Source organism: Pseudomonas sp. Q11 (assembly GCF_024494355.1).
Taxonomy (GTDB): Bacteria; Pseudomonadota; Gammaproteobacteria; order Pseudomonadales; family Pseudomonadaceae; genus Aquipseudomonas; species Aquipseudomonas hefeiensis.
This window is the reverse complement of record NZ_JAKNQY010000001.1, coordinates 285,127-301,384: the sequence shown is the minus strand read 5'-3', so window position 1 is coordinate 301,384 and position 16,258 is coordinate 285,127. Positions and strand designations below refer to the sequence as shown.

15 protein-coding genes and 1 pseudogene are annotated in these 16,258 nt (G+C 61.7%); 8 read left to right on the top strand and 8 right to left on the bottom strand.

The window, feature by feature from the left end; translation table 11 throughout:
- Window positions 1–33 precede the first annotated feature (33 nt).
- From yghU to denD, 6 genes are all read right to left on the bottom strand, one after another.
- Window positions 34–873, bottom strand: a complete 840-nt coding sequence (yghU, locus tag MA884_RS01320; protein ID WP_256228593.1) for a glutathione-dependent disulfide-bond oxidoreductase — start codon at window positions 871–873, stop codon at window positions 34–36.
- A 128-nt stretch (window positions 874–1,001) separates the two neighbouring features.
- On the bottom strand, window positions 1,002–1,736 hold the full coding sequence (locus MA884_RS01315; protein WP_256228592.1) for an ABC transporter substrate-binding protein: 735 nt from the start codon (window positions 1,734–1,736) through the stop codon (window positions 1,002–1,004).
- A 25-nt stretch (window positions 1,737–1,761) separates the two neighbouring features.
- Window positions 1,762–3,105: a diguanylate cyclase gene (locus tag MA884_RS01310; protein ID WP_256228591.1), complete on the bottom strand. Its 1,344-nt coding sequence runs from the start codon at window positions 3,103–3,105 to the stop codon at window positions 1,762–1,764.
- A gap of 1 nt (window position 3,106) precedes the next feature.
- On the bottom strand, window positions 3,107–3,877 hold the full coding sequence (locus MA884_RS01305) for an ABC transporter substrate-binding protein (RefSeq protein ID WP_256228590.1): 771 nt from the start codon (window positions 3,875–3,877) through the stop codon (window positions 3,107–3,109).
- 263 nt (window positions 3,878–4,140) lie between these two features.
- Entirely contained in the window at window positions 4,141–5,547 is a 1,407-nt protein-coding gene (locus tag MA884_RS01300; protein ID WP_256228589.1) for a GntP family permease, read from the bottom strand.
- Window positions 5,548–5,606: 59 nt separating this feature from the next.
- Entirely contained in the window at window positions 5,607–6,563 is a 957-nt protein-coding gene (gene denD / locus MA884_RS01295; protein WP_256228588.1) for a D-erythronate dehydrogenase, read from the bottom strand.
- Between the two features lie 191 nt (window positions 6,564–6,754).
- Here denD and MA884_RS01290 point away from each other — a divergent pair, with 191 nt between their 5' ends.
- From MA884_RS01290 to otnI, 5 genes are read left to right on the top strand one after another with little or no spacing between them, the layout of a single operon-like run.
- Window positions 6,755–7,471, top strand: coding sequence for a FadR/GntR family transcriptional regulator (locus MA884_RS01290; protein WP_256228587.1), 717 nt, complete (start codon window positions 6,755–6,757; stop codon window positions 7,469–7,471).
- A gap of 21 nt (window positions 7,472–7,492) precedes the next feature.
- Entirely contained in the window at window positions 7,493–8,401 is a 909-nt protein-coding gene (gene ltnD / locus MA884_RS01285; RefSeq protein ID WP_256228586.1) for an L-threonate dehydrogenase, read from the top strand.
- 2 nt (window positions 8,402–8,403) lie between these two features.
- The gene (gene otnK / locus MA884_RS01280; RefSeq protein WP_256228585.1) at window positions 8,404–9,675 is read left to right on the top strand and encodes a 3-oxo-tetronate kinase; all 1,272 of its coding nucleotides are present in this window, start codon (window positions 8,404–8,406) and stop codon (window positions 9,673–9,675) included.
- Window positions 9,672–10,310, top strand: a complete 639-nt coding sequence (gene otnC / locus MA884_RS01275; RefSeq protein WP_256228584.1) for a 3-oxo-tetronate 4-phosphate decarboxylase — start codon at window positions 9,672–9,674, stop codon at window positions 10,308–10,310. Before otnK ends, otnC begins: the two co-directional genes overlap by 4 nt.
- Before the next feature lie 5 nt (window positions 10,311–10,315).
- Window positions 10,316–11,092: a 2-oxo-tetronate isomerase gene (otnI, locus tag MA884_RS01270; RefSeq protein ID WP_256228583.1), complete on the top strand. Its 777-nt coding sequence runs from the start codon at window positions 10,316–10,318 to the stop codon at window positions 11,090–11,092.
- Window positions 11,093–11,178: 86 nt separating this feature from the next.
- On the opposite strand, the gene MA884_RS01265 is transcribed toward otnI, so the two are convergent.
- Together MA884_RS01265 and MA884_RS01260 are read right to left on the bottom strand one after the other, a co-directional pair.
- A complete protein-coding gene (locus MA884_RS01265) occupies window positions 11,179–12,402 on the bottom strand; it encodes a zinc-dependent alcohol dehydrogenase (protein ID WP_256228582.1) in 1,224 nt (407 codons plus the stop codon).
- Window positions 12,403–12,498: 96 nt separating this feature from the next.
- A pseudogene (locus MA884_RS01260) lies at window positions 12,499–12,663 on the bottom strand (GGDEF domain-containing protein); the annotation flags it as partial.
- Window positions 12,664–13,085: 422 nt separating this feature from the next.
- Here MA884_RS01260 and MA884_RS01255 point away from each other — a divergent pair.
- Genes MA884_RS01255 through MA884_RS01245 form a run of 3 tightly spaced genes read left to right on the top strand, consistent with a single transcriptional unit; the run spans window position 13,086 to window position 16,178 of the window.
- Entirely contained in the window at window positions 13,086–14,528 is a 1,443-nt protein-coding gene (locus tag MA884_RS01255; RefSeq protein WP_256228581.1) for a coniferyl aldehyde dehydrogenase, read from the top strand.
- Window positions 14,529–14,547: 19 nt separating this feature from the next.
- The gene (locus MA884_RS01250; protein ID WP_256228580.1) at window positions 14,548–15,519 is read left to right on the top strand and encodes an alpha/beta hydrolase; all 972 of its coding nucleotides are present in this window, start codon (window positions 14,548–14,550) and stop codon (window positions 15,517–15,519) included.
- Window positions 15,519–16,178: a TetR/AcrR family transcriptional regulator gene (locus MA884_RS01245; RefSeq protein ID WP_256228579.1), complete on the top strand. Its 660-nt coding sequence runs from the start codon at window positions 15,519–15,521 to the stop codon at window positions 16,176–16,178. The genes MA884_RS01250 and MA884_RS01245 overlap by 1 nt, the downstream gene beginning before the upstream one ends.
- Window positions 16,179–16,258 lie beyond the last annotated feature (80 nt).

The window sequence follows — 16,258 nt, the reverse complement described above, 5'->3', positions numbered from 1 at the left end:
GATAAGTGGCCGGGAAGGATAGGTCCAAATATTTCAACCCAGATCTTCAGCCCGATGCCGCTCCGGCACCTGGCTCGCTTCATCGCCCCACGTGCGGTTGACTCGTTGCCCACGGATCACCGCCGGCCGATTGGCAATCTCCTCGGCCCAGCGTTGCACATGGGTATATTCGTGGGCAGCCAGGAACTCGGCAGCCGAGTACACGTTGTCGCGAACCAATTGACCGTACCAAGGCCAGACCGCGATATCAGCGATGGTATAGCTGTCTGTGGCCAGGTATCGGCTTTCGCCAAGACGGCGATCCAGGACGTCGAGCTGGCGTTTGGTTTCCATGGTGAAGCGATTGATGGGGTATTCAAGCTTATCGGGCGCGTATGCGTAGAAATGGCCAAAGCCTCCGCCCAAGTAGGGGGCCGCGCCCATCTGCCAAAACAGCCAGTTCAGGGTTTCGGTGCGCCCGGCTGGATCGGTGGGCAGGAAGGCACCGAATTTTTCCGCCAGGTACAGCAGGATCGAACCGGACTCGAAAACCCGGATCGGTGGCTCCACGCTGCGATCGAGCAATGCCGGAATTTTTGAGTTCGGGTTGATCTGGACAAAACCACTGGAGAACTGGTCGCCCTCGTTGATGCGAATCAACCAGGCGTCATATTCCGCGCCTGTATGCCCCAGCGCCAGCAGCTCTTCCAGGAGGATGGTCACCTTCACGCCATTGGGCGTGGCCAGTGAATAAAGTTGCAACGGATGTTCGCCCACCGGCAATGCTTTTTCATGGGTCGGCCCGGCGGTAGGGCGGTTGATGTTGGCGAACTGGCCGCCAGAGGCGGCGTTATCTTTCCAGACTCTGGGCGGTACATAGGGCGCTTTGCTCATGGGAGGTGCCTCATTGCCGATTTGCAGTGACCGCGTGAACCGCGGAAAAAACTCTGGCTCAAGCCTGCCATAGGAGGGTCAGCGTCAGCAAATCACCCCGCGCACAAGTACAGTATTACGCCCGCCCGCTAACGCTCTTGAGTCATGATCCGGTCCACTTCGCCTGAAGCCTTGAGCTGCGCGAAAGCCCGTTGAGCCCTGGTGACGATCTCGTCTGGCGTGCTCAGGCTAAAGGCCATGTGAACTCTGTGGGGTTGTTCATCAAGGGAAAAGACCTCTTCCAATGATGTGAAATCCACCTGGGCATCTTTGCTCATCAGGCGCGCAGTGTTCTCGGGCATCGGCAGCAACTGGACTTGATGATTCAGCAGTTTTTGAAAATTGTCGTGGTTGTCCACCGATATCACCAGGCGGGTGAAGCCTTTCTGCTGCAGGTAAACCTGCTTGGTGTCATTGCGTACCACGCCTATGCTGTATTGCTTGGCATCTTCAAGGCGGTCAACGGCTATGCCGTCACGCTCACGCAGCTTGTACAGCTTGGTCGTCGCCCGATGTATTTCGCCCACCCACTTGAACATCTGCTCACGGGCCGGCGTGCGATCAAGCGGGAAAATCATCACATTGGGTTCATGCAAGGCCTTTTCGTAGGCGCGTGCCCATGGGTACAGCAACATACGATAATCGCTGATCCCTGCGCCCTTCAACGTCTCGTCGGCTATTCGAGTACCCGGCCCGACGAGCTCGCCTTCACGCAGGTAGGCGTATAAGGAGTCTTCGGTCACGACTTCGATCGCCTCGGCGTGACTTTTCACGCTGATCAGGGTCAGGAGCATGCAAGAGCAGAGCATCAGGCGGTAGTGCATACAGACCTCGCTGCACACGATGGTTTTATAAAGCGACGCAATTGCGTCCCTGGCGTTTGGCTCGGTACAACGCCTGGTCGGCGCGTTGCAGCACTTGATCGAAGTGGTCCATGGTTTCGGTGTCCAGTTCGGCGACGCCGATGCTCAAGGTGACAAAGGGCGAAACCGCTGAGCCGCCATGGGGCAGTTCAAGTTCAGCCAGGCTTTCACGAAGCCGCTGGGCTGCCTCGCATGCCTGGCTGGCGTTGATATTGGGCAACACCACGACGAACTCCTCACCCCCCAGGCGAGCAGTCAGTTCGCCGGAGCGGCCGAATACACTGCGCAGGGCCCCGGCGATCTGTTTCAAGCACTCGTCCCCCTTGATATGGCCGTAGGTGTCGTTGTAGATCTTGAAGAAGTCGACATCGCACATCAGCACGGCCAGCGGGGTGTTGTGGCGGATCGCACGGCGGAATTCGACCTCCTTCAGTTCATCGAAATAACGACGGTTGGCCAAGCCCGTCAAGGCATCGTGACGCGACAGCGCTTCGAGGGCCTGGTTGGCGGTCTTGAGTTCCGAGGTGCGCGCCTCGACCAGTTCGGCCAACTGGTCGCGGTTGGCTGCAAGGGCCAGTTCATCCGAGCGCTGGCGCTCCAAGTGGGCGTGGAGGTTGTCTTGCAGTGCATTGACTTTGGACTCGAGCAGACTCAACTCGTCCTGGCGCTGGACCGAACGTAGCAGCTTGAGATGGACGCTGAGTGTTTGTGGTGAGAGTTTTCCCAGATGCCGGGCGATATGGACAACGTGTACGGTCACCAGGCGGTTGAACATGGTCATGACCAGGCCGGCCAGCAGCAACGACTGGATCACCTGAGTGATGACGATGCTGCGTGCTTCGTCCCAGAGACGCTCCCAAAGCAGGTTGTTATCGCCCTCGATGGTCAGTTCACCGACCTTTTCGTTGGCACCGATGTAGGGCTGTGCGACGAGCTGGCGATGCACCACCGGCGCCGCACCAGATGTATCGGTGACATAGCGATTGAACTCGATGATTTCAGGCGATTGTCCTGGCCGCAGAATGTTCAACACCACTCGACCCACCGGCGCCGCCTTCGCGACGCTGGTGATCTGTTTGTCCAGCGACTCACGGTCCATTTCCCAAATGGCATGGGCCAAGGTGTTCTGGAACACCTGGTCGATCAGGACCAGCTCCGAATTCATCTGCGCCAGATTGTTTTCCCAGGCCTGCCAGGTACGCAGCGTGACCATCGCCAGGGTGAAGCACAGGCAGAACAACAGCGTAGCCAAAACCAGACGCCGTCCCAGCGAGCTGAACGTCCTGGTGTTTGGCGGGTGGATGGGGACAGTCCGAAAATCGTCGGCCATGTCATAACCACTTGCGCATGATGGCATCGTAAACGCCATTGCGGCGGATGGTCTCAAGGGCAGAGCGGAATCTCTCGACCGTCGCGGCCGGCGTCTTGCGACTGAACGCCATGCTCAAGCCATCCTGACTGCTCAATTCGGGAAGCGCCAGCGAGCGGACCAGCACTTTATCCGGGTCTTCGCCATTCTGGCGGGTCAGGTACAGCGCGTTGAGCTCATTGGAAATCCATAGCTCCACATGATCGACCTTGAGCTTGCGGTAGTTGTGTTCGTACTTGTTGCTCGACTGAAGGTCTTTACCAATGCGGAAACCCTCTGACACCAGGTATTGCTCACCCACGTCCTGATTGACGGTGGCAATCTGGTGACCGTGCGCGTCCTCCAGTGAGTTGAGTTTTACCGGGCGCTCAGCCAGCGAGTATAGGTACCACTGGGTCGGGGCGATGGCCCCGACCCACTGGAAAAGTGCTTCGCGCGCAGGCGTTCGGGCGATCGAATAGATCAACACGTTACTTTCATTGAGCGCCAGTTCGTATGCCCGCGCCCAAGGCATGGGCTGAATGGACGCCTCCACGCCGACCTCCTTGAGCACCGCCTGGACCACCTCGGTGCTCATACCGGTCACTCGCCCGTTCTGCGTCATGTTATAGGGCGGCAGTTCTTCGGTAACGATGCGCAGCGACGCCTCTGCTGCAGCGTCTGGCACGGATCCGCTTGCAGCCAGGAACATCAGGACGCAGCACATCAGAAGGCGGTTAAGCGGCAAAGTCATTGAGAATTACCCTATGCAACCGGCAGAGGCGACGAGGTCTGGAGGCACCGTCGTTCCAATGGTTATCGGCAGGGCCGGTGGGCGCTTGAGTGTCACCCGTCGAAACCGGGAGGGTGTTGAACAGGGCGGGTCCCGACGCTGAAGCTGTTGAGTAAATATGGCGGACGTTCTTGCGCAACGGCTGTGGGTGAATGAGCAGGCGCTAAGAGCAAGGGGTAAACCTGGGCAGGATTTATCAGTTCCTGCCCCGGTGCCCGGCTTGGTTATCCGAGAATGGCGTTGAAGAACAACAGGGTGAGCAGGGAAGTGAACCAGCCGATCGTGGTCGGAACGGACCAGGTCAGCATCTGGTGCTTGGCGTTGGTGACCCCGAGCATGCGGTTGACTACCCAGAAATAACTGTCGTTGAAGTAGCCAAAGACCATCGAGCCAATGGCCGCCGCCTGAGCGGCGAAGACCATGTTAACGTCGGGAATCGAGGCCAGGATCGGTGCGGAAATCGAGGCGCCGGTGATCATTGCCACGGTGCCGCTGCCCTGGATCAAACGCACCAAGGACGCGATCACGAAGGGGATCAGCACGGCCGGCAGCGGCAAGGTGGCGACCCATTCGCCCATGTACTGGCCCGCACCGCTGTCGCGCAGCACGGCACCCAACGCGCCCCCGGCGCCGGTGACCAACAGGATGATGCCGGCGCTTTCCACGCCTTTTTCCATATGCGCGATGACTTCTTCACGCGGGCGCCGTGGCACCAGGCCATAAAGCGCCGCGACCACCCCGAGGCCGACGGCAATGACCGGGTTGCCGACAAAAGCGATGATCTGACCGAACAGGCTCTGGGTCAGGGTGCTGTCACCGTTGAGTTTGCCGAGGGCGACGACCAGGGTATTGGCGAAGATCAGCACGATGGGCAGCACGATGGGCAGCATCGACAGCCACAGTGGCGGCAGCTCGGCCTCGCGGGCATCGGCACGTTCGAGCACTTCACGGTAGGCGGTGGCGGGTTCGACCGGCTTCTGACCGCTTTGAGCGATCATCGCCTCGATGCGTGGGCCCATAAAACGGGCGTAGGCCACCAGCACGAAGGTGCCGGGAATGGTGAACACCACGCCCCAGAAAATCATCAACCCCACGTCGATATTGAAAATACCGGCAATCCCCAGCGGCCCCGGCGTCGGCGGAACCGCATGGTGGGTCAGCATCAGGCCGCTGGCCAGGGCGATGCCCAGGGTCAGCATCGATTTGCCGCTGTTGCGCGCCAGCGCACGGACCAACGGGTTGAGGATGACGAATGCCGAATCGCAGAAGATCGGCACCGAGACGATGTAGCCGGTCACCATCATCGCCCATTCTTCGCGCTTGTTGCCCAGCCAGCGCACGAAGGTATAGGCCATCCGCTCGGCGGCGCCGGAGACTTCCAGCAGGCGACCCATCATCACACCGAAACCGATGACCAGGCCGATGGTCGACAGCGTGGCACCGAAGCCGGTGGTGATGGATTTGACCAGCGCGTCGGGCGCCATGCCGCCACCCAGGCCGGCGATCGAGGCGGCGATGATCAGCGCCAGCAGGGCGTGGATGCGGGTCTTGAGAACCAGCACGATGAGTATGACGATGGCCAGGACCAGGCTCACCATCAGCTGGGGACCGGCGATAGAAGTTGCGTCCATTGGGTAATCACTCTTGTTGTTATTGAATGGAACGACGGCACCGCCAGGTGCCGCCTGGGTCAGTGATTCATGCTGAGCTGGTGCGCCCTTACCACGCTGTCGAAATCGACGTCACCGCGAAAGCCCAATTGCAGCGGCCGCTGGATGTCGAAGTCACCGGGCCAGCTGCAGACGATGCGCTGGATCCGCTCGTCCGGCTCAAAGCTGACCCGCGCGCGGGCGGCCTCGCCACCGACGCGAGCGAGACTGTCGAGCATTTCGCTGACGCGCACGCTGATGCCGGGCAGGTTGAGGGTCCGACGCAGGCCAAGCGCCTGGCCGTCCAGACGCGCGGCGTGGACCAGGTTATCGACCACGGTCTGCGGCGAAGACAGCCACATGCGGGTATCCAGCGGCACTGGACAGTTGCTCGCCTCGCCGGCCAGCGGCTCGCGCAGTATGCCACTGGCAAATGACGAGGCCGCTGCGTTGGGTTTGCCGGGGCGAACGGAAATTGTCGGCAGGCGACACACCCGGCCATCGATGAAGCCTTTGCGCGAGTAGTCGTTGATCAGCAGTTCGGCCATTGCCTTCTGCGCCCCATAGGACGATTGCGGCAGCGGTGCGAGTTCCTCGGGCATCTGCTCGGGCATCGGCCCGCCGAATACTGCCAGTGAGCTGGCGAACACGAAACGCGGTGCCTGGGCCTGCTGGCGGCAGGCTTCGAGCAGGGCGCGGGTCGCATCGAAGTTGACCCGCATGCCAAGGTCGAAATCAGCTTCGGCCTGACCACTGACGATCGCGGCCAGGTGATAGACCAGGGACGTTTCTGGGCCGATCAGCGATTTGATAAAGGCCGGGTCGCAGATGTCGCCTGTGTGCGACACCACCCGCGGGTCATCGATGGGGCAGGGTGCCAGGTCGACCGAGACGAGGCTGGCGCCGGGGGGCAGCAAGTCACTTGCAGTAGGCGCCAGCAGCGCTTCGATCAGGCGGGCGCCGAGAAAGCCAGCGCCGCCAGTTACCAGGATCTTCATGTATTGCACTCCGCTTAAGGAGAATATTCGGGGCAGGGTGCCGAACGCCCCGTATTCTTGTTATTTGACGAACCAGGTGACAAGCAGTTGTCATGTTGTATGATGAATTTAACGTGGACGCAACCGTTGCGTGTTTTCTTCTTGCTCACAGCGAGTGGCAAGGCAGCGCGGCGATTGCCGGGAGAATCTGAGTGGACAGTCTGAACGACGTTACCCCCAAGCTGGCCGAACGGCTGGCCAAACGCCTGAGTGCGGCGGTCCATGACGGCCAGTTGGCCGCCGGTAACCGCCTGCCCACCGAACAGGCGATGTGCGAGCAGTACGGCGTCAGCCGCACGGTGGTGCGCGAGGCTATTTCGATGCTCAAGCGCGAAGGCATGCTCACTTCGCGCCAGGGCAGCGGCACCTTCGTCGTGCCCAATCCCAGTGTCGCGCTGCGCCTGTCTCCGCCCCAGGGCAATTTCGAGGCCGTGGTGGAAATCCTCGAATTGCGCAGCGCGCTGGAGATCAAGGCCGCCGAACTGGCCGCGGCGCGGCGCACCAATGCGCAACTGCGGGCGATGCAAAACGCCTTGGCCGAGCTTGACGAAGCGGTCGAGCGCGGCGAAGACGGTGTGCGCGAAGACCTCGCCTTCCACCGTTCGGTGGTGGCCGCCACCGGTAACCAGCACTTTCTCGAAACCATCGATTTTCTGCACCAGCTGCTGCAACAGGCGATCAGAGTGACCCGTCGCAACGAAGCGCGTAACGCCCAGTACATGTGTCAGGTCGATCAGGAGCACCACGCGCTGCTCGCCGCCATCGCCGCTGGTGACAGTGAGGCGGCACGTACCGCGGCCTCCTCGCACCTGCGCAACGCCGAAGTCCGCCTGCGCGAAGCGCGAAGCGAGGCCGACGCGTCCGGATAACAACCACAAGAGGATTCACCCGTGACAGCAATATCCAGTATTGGTGTGGTCGGCCTAGGCTCCATGGGCCTGGGCATGGCGCGCGCTCTTTTGCGCGCCGGTCTGCCCGTATGGGGCTACGACATCCGTGAGGACGTGCGCCAGGCCTTCATCGCCGAGGGTGGCCAGCCGGTCAGTGCCCTGAGTGACAGCGCCGCGCTCAGCGACCTGCTGTTCATCGTGGTGGTCAACGCCGCGCAAACCGAGCAATTGCTGTTCGGCGAGCAGGGTATTGCCGCGCGGCTGCGTCCGGGTTCCGTGGTCATCGCCTGTGCAACCATTTCGGCGGCGGCTGCGCGGCGCATCAGTGGGCGCTTGGCCGAGCACCAGGTGCTGATGCTCGATGCACCGATTTCAGGTGGTGCGGTGCGCGCCGAGGCGGGTGAGTTGACCATCATGGCTTCCGGGCCGGAGGCGGGCTTCGAGCGGGCGCAGACGGCACTCGACGCCGTCGCCGCCAAGGTCTATCGGTTGGGTGAAGAGGCCGGGCAGGGCTCGCAGATCAAGCTGGTCAACCAGTTGCTCGCTGGGGTTCACATTGCGGCGGCGGCCGAAGCCATGGCCTATGGCATTCGCCAGGGCTGCGATCCCGAGGCGCTGTACGAGGTGATCAGCCACAGTGCCGGCAATTCCTGGATGTTCGAAAACCGCGTGCCGCATCTGCTGGCGGGTGATTACCGGCCGCGTTCGGCGGTGGATATTTTCGTCAAGGATCTGGGCCTGGTGCTCGACAGCGCCCAGGAGGCGGTCTTCCCGCTGCCGCTGACCGCCAGCGCCCACCAAATGTTCAAGCAAGCGTCGGCTTCCGGGCTGGGGCGCGAGGATGATATCGCCGTGGTGAAGATATTCCCCGGTATCAGCCTGCCTGCCGCGGCCAACGAGGAGATTTGACCATGCCCCTGATCGGATGCATCGCCGACGACTTCACCGGAGCGACCGACCTTGCCAGCATGCTCGTGCGTGGCGGCGCCCGCACCGTGCAGACCATTGGTGTTCCACACGGCCCCTTGGCGGTGGGCGAAGCCGACGCCCTGGTGGTGGCGCTCAAGTCGCGCAACCTGGCGCCGGAGGAAGCTGTCGCACAGTCGCTGCAGGCGCTGGAGTGGTTGCGTCAGCAGGGCTGCCGACAGTTCTACTTCAAGTATTGCTCGACGTTCGACTCCACCGCCGAGGGCAACATCGGCCCGGTCAGTGATGCCCTGCTTCAAGCCCTGGGCAGCGATTTCACCGTGGCCTGTCCGGCCTTTCCGGAGAACCGCCGCAGCGTGTTCAACGGCTACCTGTTCGCCAATGACGTGCTGCTCAATGAAAGCGGGATGCAGGACCATCCGCTCACGCCCATGCGTGACGCCAACCTGCTGCGCGTGCTGCAACCGCAAACACGCCACCCGGTCGGCCTGATCGACTACCGGACCCTGCGCGCCGGCGTCGAGACGACCCGTCAGCGGATCGCCGCGTTGCGCGCCGAGGGCGTCGGCATCGCCATCAGCGACGCTATCGATAATGAAGATTTGCAGGTGCTCGGCGCCGCCTGTGCCGACCTGCCGCTGGTCACGGCTGGGTCGGGGCTGGCGCTGGGCATGGCCCAGGATTGGCAGGCCAGGGGGCTGTTGCAGGCCAACGGCGAAGCCAGTCGGCTGGAGGCGAGTTGGGGGCGCCAGGCGATTCTCAGCGGTAGCTGTTCGCGAGCGACCCTCGGCCAGATCGAGCAGGCGGCAGCGCTCTATCCCGCCTTTCGTCTTGAGGCGGCCGAGCTGATGGCCCGCGGTGACGCACTGGTCGCTGAAGCCCTGGCCTGGGCTGCCGGCCACCAGGGCCCGGTGTTGATCTATGCCAGCAGTCCAGCCGACGAGGTACGCCGTGTGCAACAACAGTTCGGTGCGCAGCAGGTCGGTGAGCGCATTGAATCGGCCCTGGCGGCGATTGCCCGTGCGCTGGTCGAACAGCAGGGCGTGGGCCAGTTGCTGGTCGCCGGTGGCGAAACCTCCGGCGCGGTGGTCGGCGCGCTGGGCATCGAAGGTTTGCGCATCGGGCCGAGCATCGACCCCGGCGTGCCCTGGACCCAGACGCTCGGCCAATCCGGTCGGCCGCTGACCCTGGCGCTCAAGTCCGGTAACTTTGGCAGCGCAGACTTCATGATCAAGGCCTGGGAGATGCTGACATGAAAGAAAGCCAACTGCGCGAAGAGATCGTCGAGATTGGCCGTTCACTCTACCTTCGTGGGCTCAGCCCTGGCTCCTCGGGGAATATCAGCGTGCGACTGGACGACGGCTGGCTACTGACACCGACCAACGCCTGCCTCGGTCGCCTGGACCCGGCCGACATCGCCAAGCTCGACTGGCAAGGGAACCACCTGGCCGGCAAGCCTGCCTCCAAGGAAGCGTTCCTGCACCGTGCCGTCTACGAAGGCCGCGAAGATTCGGGTGCCATCGTGCATTTGCATTGCACGCACTCGGCCGCGGTGTCCTGCCTGGATTGCCTGGACGCTACGTCGTGCCTGCCACCGCTGACGCCTTACTTCGTCATGCGCGTCGGCCGCTTGCCGCTGATTCCGTACCACCGGCCCGGTGATCCGCAGCTGGGCGAGGCGATTCGCGGACTGGTCGGGCAGCACAGCTCGGTGTTGCTGGCCAATCACGGCCCGGTCGTTTCGGGCAAGAGCCTGGAGGCGGCCACCTACGCCATCGAAGAACTCGAAGAAACCGCCAAGCTCTACTTGCTGCTGCGCCAGCAGCCGGTACGCGCGTTGGACGACGAACAAATCGACGAACTGCGCCAGACCTTCGGCGCCCAATGGTGACTGCAATGCCCCGTTTCGCTGCCAACCTCAGCATGATGTTCAACGACGCACCTTTCCTGGATCGCTTCGGCCGTGCCGCCAAGGCCGGTTTCAAAGGCGTGGAATACCTGTTTCCCTATGAGTTCGCACCGGCCGAGCTGGCCGAACGTTTGGCCGAGCACGGGCTCAGCCAAGTGCTATTCAATCTGCCGCCGGGTGATTTTGCCGGTGGCGAGCGCGGCATTGCGGCGTTGCCGGGACGCGAGGCGGAATTTCGCGAAAGTGTCGACCGGGCCATTGAATATGCCCACGCCCTGGGCTGCCCCAAGCTGCACGCAATGGCCGGGCTGGTGAGTGACGAGAGCCAGCGTCCGCGCATGCGCGAGGTCTATCTGGAAAACCTGCGTTACGCCGCACGACGTTTGGCCGAGCACCAACTGATGCTGCTGATCGAGCCGATCAACACCCGCTCGATTCCGGGTTACTTCATCAATCGCCAGACCGAGGGCCATGCAATCCTGGCCGAACTGGGCGAGCCGAATCTGCGCGTGCAACTGGACCTGTTCCATGCACAAATCATGGAAGGCGATCTGATTGCCGGTTTCCAGCGCTTCCAGGCCGGCGTCGGGCATATCCAGATCGCCGGCGTGCCGGATCGGCACGAGCCGGACCTGGGTGAAGTGAACTACCCGTACCTGTTCAAACTGCTCGACGAGGCCGGCTACGACGGCTGGATCGGCTGCGAGTACAACCCGCGCGGCCTGACCGAGGATGGCCTGGGCTGGTTTGCGCGGTGGCGCTGAGCTGAGAGGGGGAGGGGCGTCCAGGCAGGGCGTGAGGGAATGCTACGAATGCAGACCCTCCCGTCCCAGGCGCCTGATCAGTGCGCTTACGTACTCAGCAGAACGGCCTGGTCGTCATCTACCGGCAAGGCAATATCGGGTTCGTCGGGTGTCAGGATCACCTTGCGGCAATCTTCCTGTTTTTTGTCGAATAACTTGTAGCCCTCGGCGGCCTGTTCCAGGGACATGCGATGGCTGATGATGACCTCAGGGCTAAGGCGACCGGTCTCGATATGACCAAGCAGCTCGGGAAGATATCGCTGCACGTGGGTCTGGCCCATCTTGAAGGTCAGGCCCTTGTCGAACGCGTCGCCGAACAGGAAGCCGTGGATGAAACCGGCATAGACGCCCGGTACGCTTACGACCCCACCGCGCCTGACGGCTGCAATGCATTGGCGTAACGCCTTGCCGCTGCTGCCTTCGAGTTTGAGCGTAGCCAGCACTGTCTCGGTGGTGCTGCCTTTGGCTTCAAAACCCACGGCATCCACCACGCCGTCCACGCCCCGCATACCCTCGGTCTGACGAATGATCGTGTCCGCCGGATCGTCGTCTTCATCAAAGTTGATGGGAATCACACCATAGGTTTTCTGTGCATAGGCCAGACGATAGGGGTGATGATCGACCATGAAAATCTGGTCGGCGCCCAACATCCGCGCGCAGGCGGCGCTCAACAAGCCGACCGGCCCGGCGCCATAGATAGCGATACTCGAACCGCTGCCGATCCCTGCGTTGGTGACGGCTTGAAAAGCCGTTGGCAAGATGTCCGAGAGGAACAGCACCTTCTCATCCGAGAGGGTGCCCGGCACTTTGAAAGGCCCGGTGTTGGCCTTTGGCACCCGTACGTACTCGGCTTGCCCGCCAGGTATACCGCCGTACAAATGGCTGAAACCGAACAGAGCCGCCCCGGGCGGGATTGCCTTCTTGTTCAGAATCGCACCACGGCCCGTGTTGGTCGTTTCGCAAGCGGCGAACAAATCCATCTGACAGAAAAAACAACTGCCGCAGGCGATCACGAAAGGAACCACCACTCGATCGCCGGGTTGAACGGCGGTCACGGCTGAACCTGCTTCTTCAACGATCCCCATGAACTCATGGCCGAAGATGTCGCCGTGCTCGACAGCGGGGATTTTTCCGCGATAAAGGTGCAGATCGGAACCACAAATGGCCGTTGCCGTAACGCGCAGAATGATGTCGTCACTGTCCTCCAGGACCGGGTCGGGGACCGTGTCGACTTTCACATTGTGCGCGCCGTGGTAAGTGAGTGCTCTCATGATGTCCTGCCTCTGGTGGCGTGGTGATATAGGGCAGAGGTGGGAGGGTGGGTGGAAGTTCAGAAGAGAGAGTGGGGCACGTGACTGGCGGTCTACCTACTGATGCACCGTCACCCGATTGCGCCCGGTTTTCTTGGACGTATACAGCGCCTGGTTGGCCCGGGCGATCAGGTCGGCGTGGTCGGTCGAGGGTTGGTTCAGGTCAGCCACCCCAAGGCTGATGGTGAAGCGGATGCTCTGGTCGTTGTACAGCACCTGTACAGCTGCATTTTGGAGATGCAGAGAACAACCTGATCATGCCCACCGCGGATGCGACACCTGCGCAGATCCTGGAGCAGGCCGAGCGGGTAGGGCTGAGGCAAATCAGGGTCGTCGATCAAAACTGTATTAATTGATATGGATAACCAATTTTTCCGCAGTTTTGGTCGTGAACAGTGTTGCGCCGCCCATGAGGAACATCCACTCCGGGGGGGCGTCTTTTGGCACTCTTAACCAGGTATTATCGGAATCTCCCCTATTAATAGGCTTCTCAGCCACGCGTCGTGGTATTTGTAAATTAAGAAACCTAGTGGTTTCCTTTCCGTTGTTTTTTGGCATACTCACTCAGCGAGTCGACAAAGATGTCTGCTCGAATTGGTATTTAGTGCTGTCTAATAACAATATAACCAGCAGGAACCCACCCCATGAGCATTCCCGGTCATCACGCTGCGCCAATCGACGCCGAACAACTCACTGCCTTGCTCGCACGGATGAAGCAGGCCCACTTGGTTGACGGACCGGCCAGCCTGGAGCTGCGTCGCGATCGCCTCGACCGGGCCATTGCACTATTGCTGGATAATCGTGAGGCCATCGTCGCGGCGGTGTCGGCGGACTTCGGCAACCGCAGTCGCGAGCAGACGCTGCTGTCCGATATCGCAGGTTCGGTGGCAAGCCTCAAGCATTGTCGTGAGCACCTGGCCGAGTGGATGCAAGCGCAATCGCATCCGGCACCATTCCCTGGCAGCGAGGCGCGGGTCGAGTACCAGCCGTTGGGCGTGGTGGGCGTGATCAGCCCGTGGAATTTTCCCATCGTCCTGGCGTTCGGGCCGCTGGCGAGTATCTTCGCCGCCGGTAACCGGGCCATGCTCAAGCCCTCGGAACTGACCCCGCGAACCTCGGCATTGCTGGACGAATTGATTGCCCGATATTTTGACGAGAATGAACTCACCACGGTGCTGGGCGATGCCGAAGTCGGCGCGCTGTTCAGTGCGCAACCCTTCGACCACCTGATCTTTACCGGTGGTACGGCAGTGGCTCGGCACATCATGCGTGCAGCCTCGGACAATCTGGTGCCGGTGACCCTGGAACTGGGCGGCAAGTCGCCAGTGCTGGTGTCCCGTAGCGCCGATCTGGCGACGGTGGTACAGCGGGTCATGACCGTGAAGACCTTCAACGCCGGGCAAATCTGCCTGGCCCCGGACTACGTGCTGCTGCCGGAAGAATGCCTGGAAGACTTCGTCGCCGAAGCGGTGCGTTTCGTCGGTGCCATGTATCCCTCGTTGCACAGCAACCCGGATTACACCTCCATCATCAACCCACGCAATTTCGACCGCCTGCAGGGCTATCTCGCCGATGCCCGCGCCAAAGGCGCCCGGCTGATCGAGATCAACCCGGCGCAGGAAGACCTGGGCGATCGCCAGACGCGCAAGATCGCTCCGACGTTGGTGCTTGATGCCACCGAGCAGATGCAGGTGCTGTGCGAGGAGATCTTCGGTCCGCTGTTGCCGATCAAGACCTACCGCGATTTCGCCACGGCGATCGACTACGTCAACGGTCAGCCTCGACCTCTGGCCGCCTATTACTTCGGCGAGGACGCCGGTGAACGCCAGCAGGTGCTGGAGCGCACGACTTCGGGCGGCGTGGTGGTCAACGATGTCATGAGTCATGTGCTGTTCGAGGCGCTGCCATTTGGCGGTGTCGGTCCTTCCGGCATGGGCGCCTATCACGGTGTCTACGGTTTCCGTACGTTCAGCCATGCCAAAGCGGTGGTGGTGCAGAGCGCGGTCGGTGAGTCCAACCTGGCGATGCGCGCGCCTTACGGCGCAATGATCAACGGTCTGCTGGACCAATTGCTGACTGCCCACTGAGTCATCCAGGAGTTTGACCATGAACGTGTTGCCAACTCTCAAGGCCAGGCTGCTGCGCGCCTTTGCCAAGCGCATGAAAGCCAAGTTCACCTACGACGCGGCGCAGTATCCGTTGCGCCTGTTCGAGGAGAAGCTCATCCCCACGGCGTGGGGCTCGGCCCGGGCCTTGTTCTATTGGCCCCAGACACCGTCCAGCGAACCTCTGCCCGTGTACCTGAACCTGCATGGCGGTGGCTTTGTGGCCGGGGTGCCGGAGCATGACGACAGTTATTGCCGGCGGTTGGCCCATAACCTGGGTTGCCTGGTGGTCAATCTGGATTATGTCCTGGCCCCCGAGTTTCCCTTTCCCGCCGGCTTGCGGCAGAGCTTTGCGGTGCTTGAGTGGCTGGCGGAACAGGCCACGAACCTGGGCATCGACCCACAGCGCATTGCAGTCGGTGGGCACAGCGCGGGCGGTAACCTGGCCACCGGTGTGGCCAATCTCGCGCGGGAGCACCAACGGCTGCGGGTGGTGCATCAGGTCATCGACTATCCGGCCCTGGATTTAGCCGAGGATCCCGGACTCAAGCTGTCGACTTGTGACAAACCCTTGCTCGGCCCGGGCCTTATGCGCTTCTTCAATCGCTGTTACCTGAGCGATCCGGCCCATGCCCGCGACCCTCTGGCATCGCCGTTGCTGGCAACGGTCGAGCAATTGCAGGGTATGCCCCCGACAACGTTGATCACCGCCGAGCACGATATCCTGCGTGCTGAGGGTCAGGCCTACGCGCAGAAATTGCGCCAGGCCGGTGTCGTGGTGAACGAAAAAATGTTCACCGACTGCGACCACATGTTCACCCATCTGGGGCCTGATGCCACGGCGCAGGAGGCTTGGCAACTCATCGAGGATTCCCTGCGCGAGGCGTTTGCGAGGGCGGGCTGCGCTAAGCGGGGCACCTCTGTGAAACCACTACCGGAACATATGCACCATGCTGATCAACAGGCTCCGTAATGACTGAAACCACTGAGCAGCCCGTCAGGCGCGGTCGTCCGCCGATACGCAGCCGTCAGGAGCAGATGACCTCGCTGTTGGATGCGGCGGCGCAGGCGCTTGGCAGCGGCAATTTTGCCAATGTCACCATGGATGCCATCGCCCGCACCGCCGGGATCTCCAAGAAGACCCTGTACCTGCTGGTGGCGAGCAAGGAAGCATTGCTCTCGCAACTGGTGGCCAGGGACTTGTCTACCCTGGAACTGCTATTGGAGAGCGGCATCGACTGCGCCGAGGATCTGCTCAGCGAGTTGCGCATGTACCTGACGTTATGGGCGCGCCTGACCCTGTCGCCTTTAGCTCTGGGGCTCTACCTGATGGCTGCCCAGGGGCGCGAGACGGCGCCGGGCCTTGCCCGGATCTGGTATCAGGAAGGTGCCGAGCGCTGCCTGAGCCTGTTGCGCGGCTGGCTGGGCAAGGCCGCCGGCAAGGGATTGCTGGCAGACGAAGATGTCGAGTCAGCGGTCGAGTTGATCGACTCGCTGTTGATCTCCCAGCCGCTCAAGCTGTTCACCCTGGGGGTGCAACAGAGCTGGTCCGACGAGCAGATCGAGCAGCGGGTCGAGGTGACCTTGGGCCTGTTCGGCCGCTGCTTTATCCATCGTGTGCCCAAGCCGTGAGCGCTCACCGGGGCAGCTGCACGCTCCACAAGACCCCTGTGGGAGCAAAGCTTGCTCGCGATGACTGAGGCACATTCAAC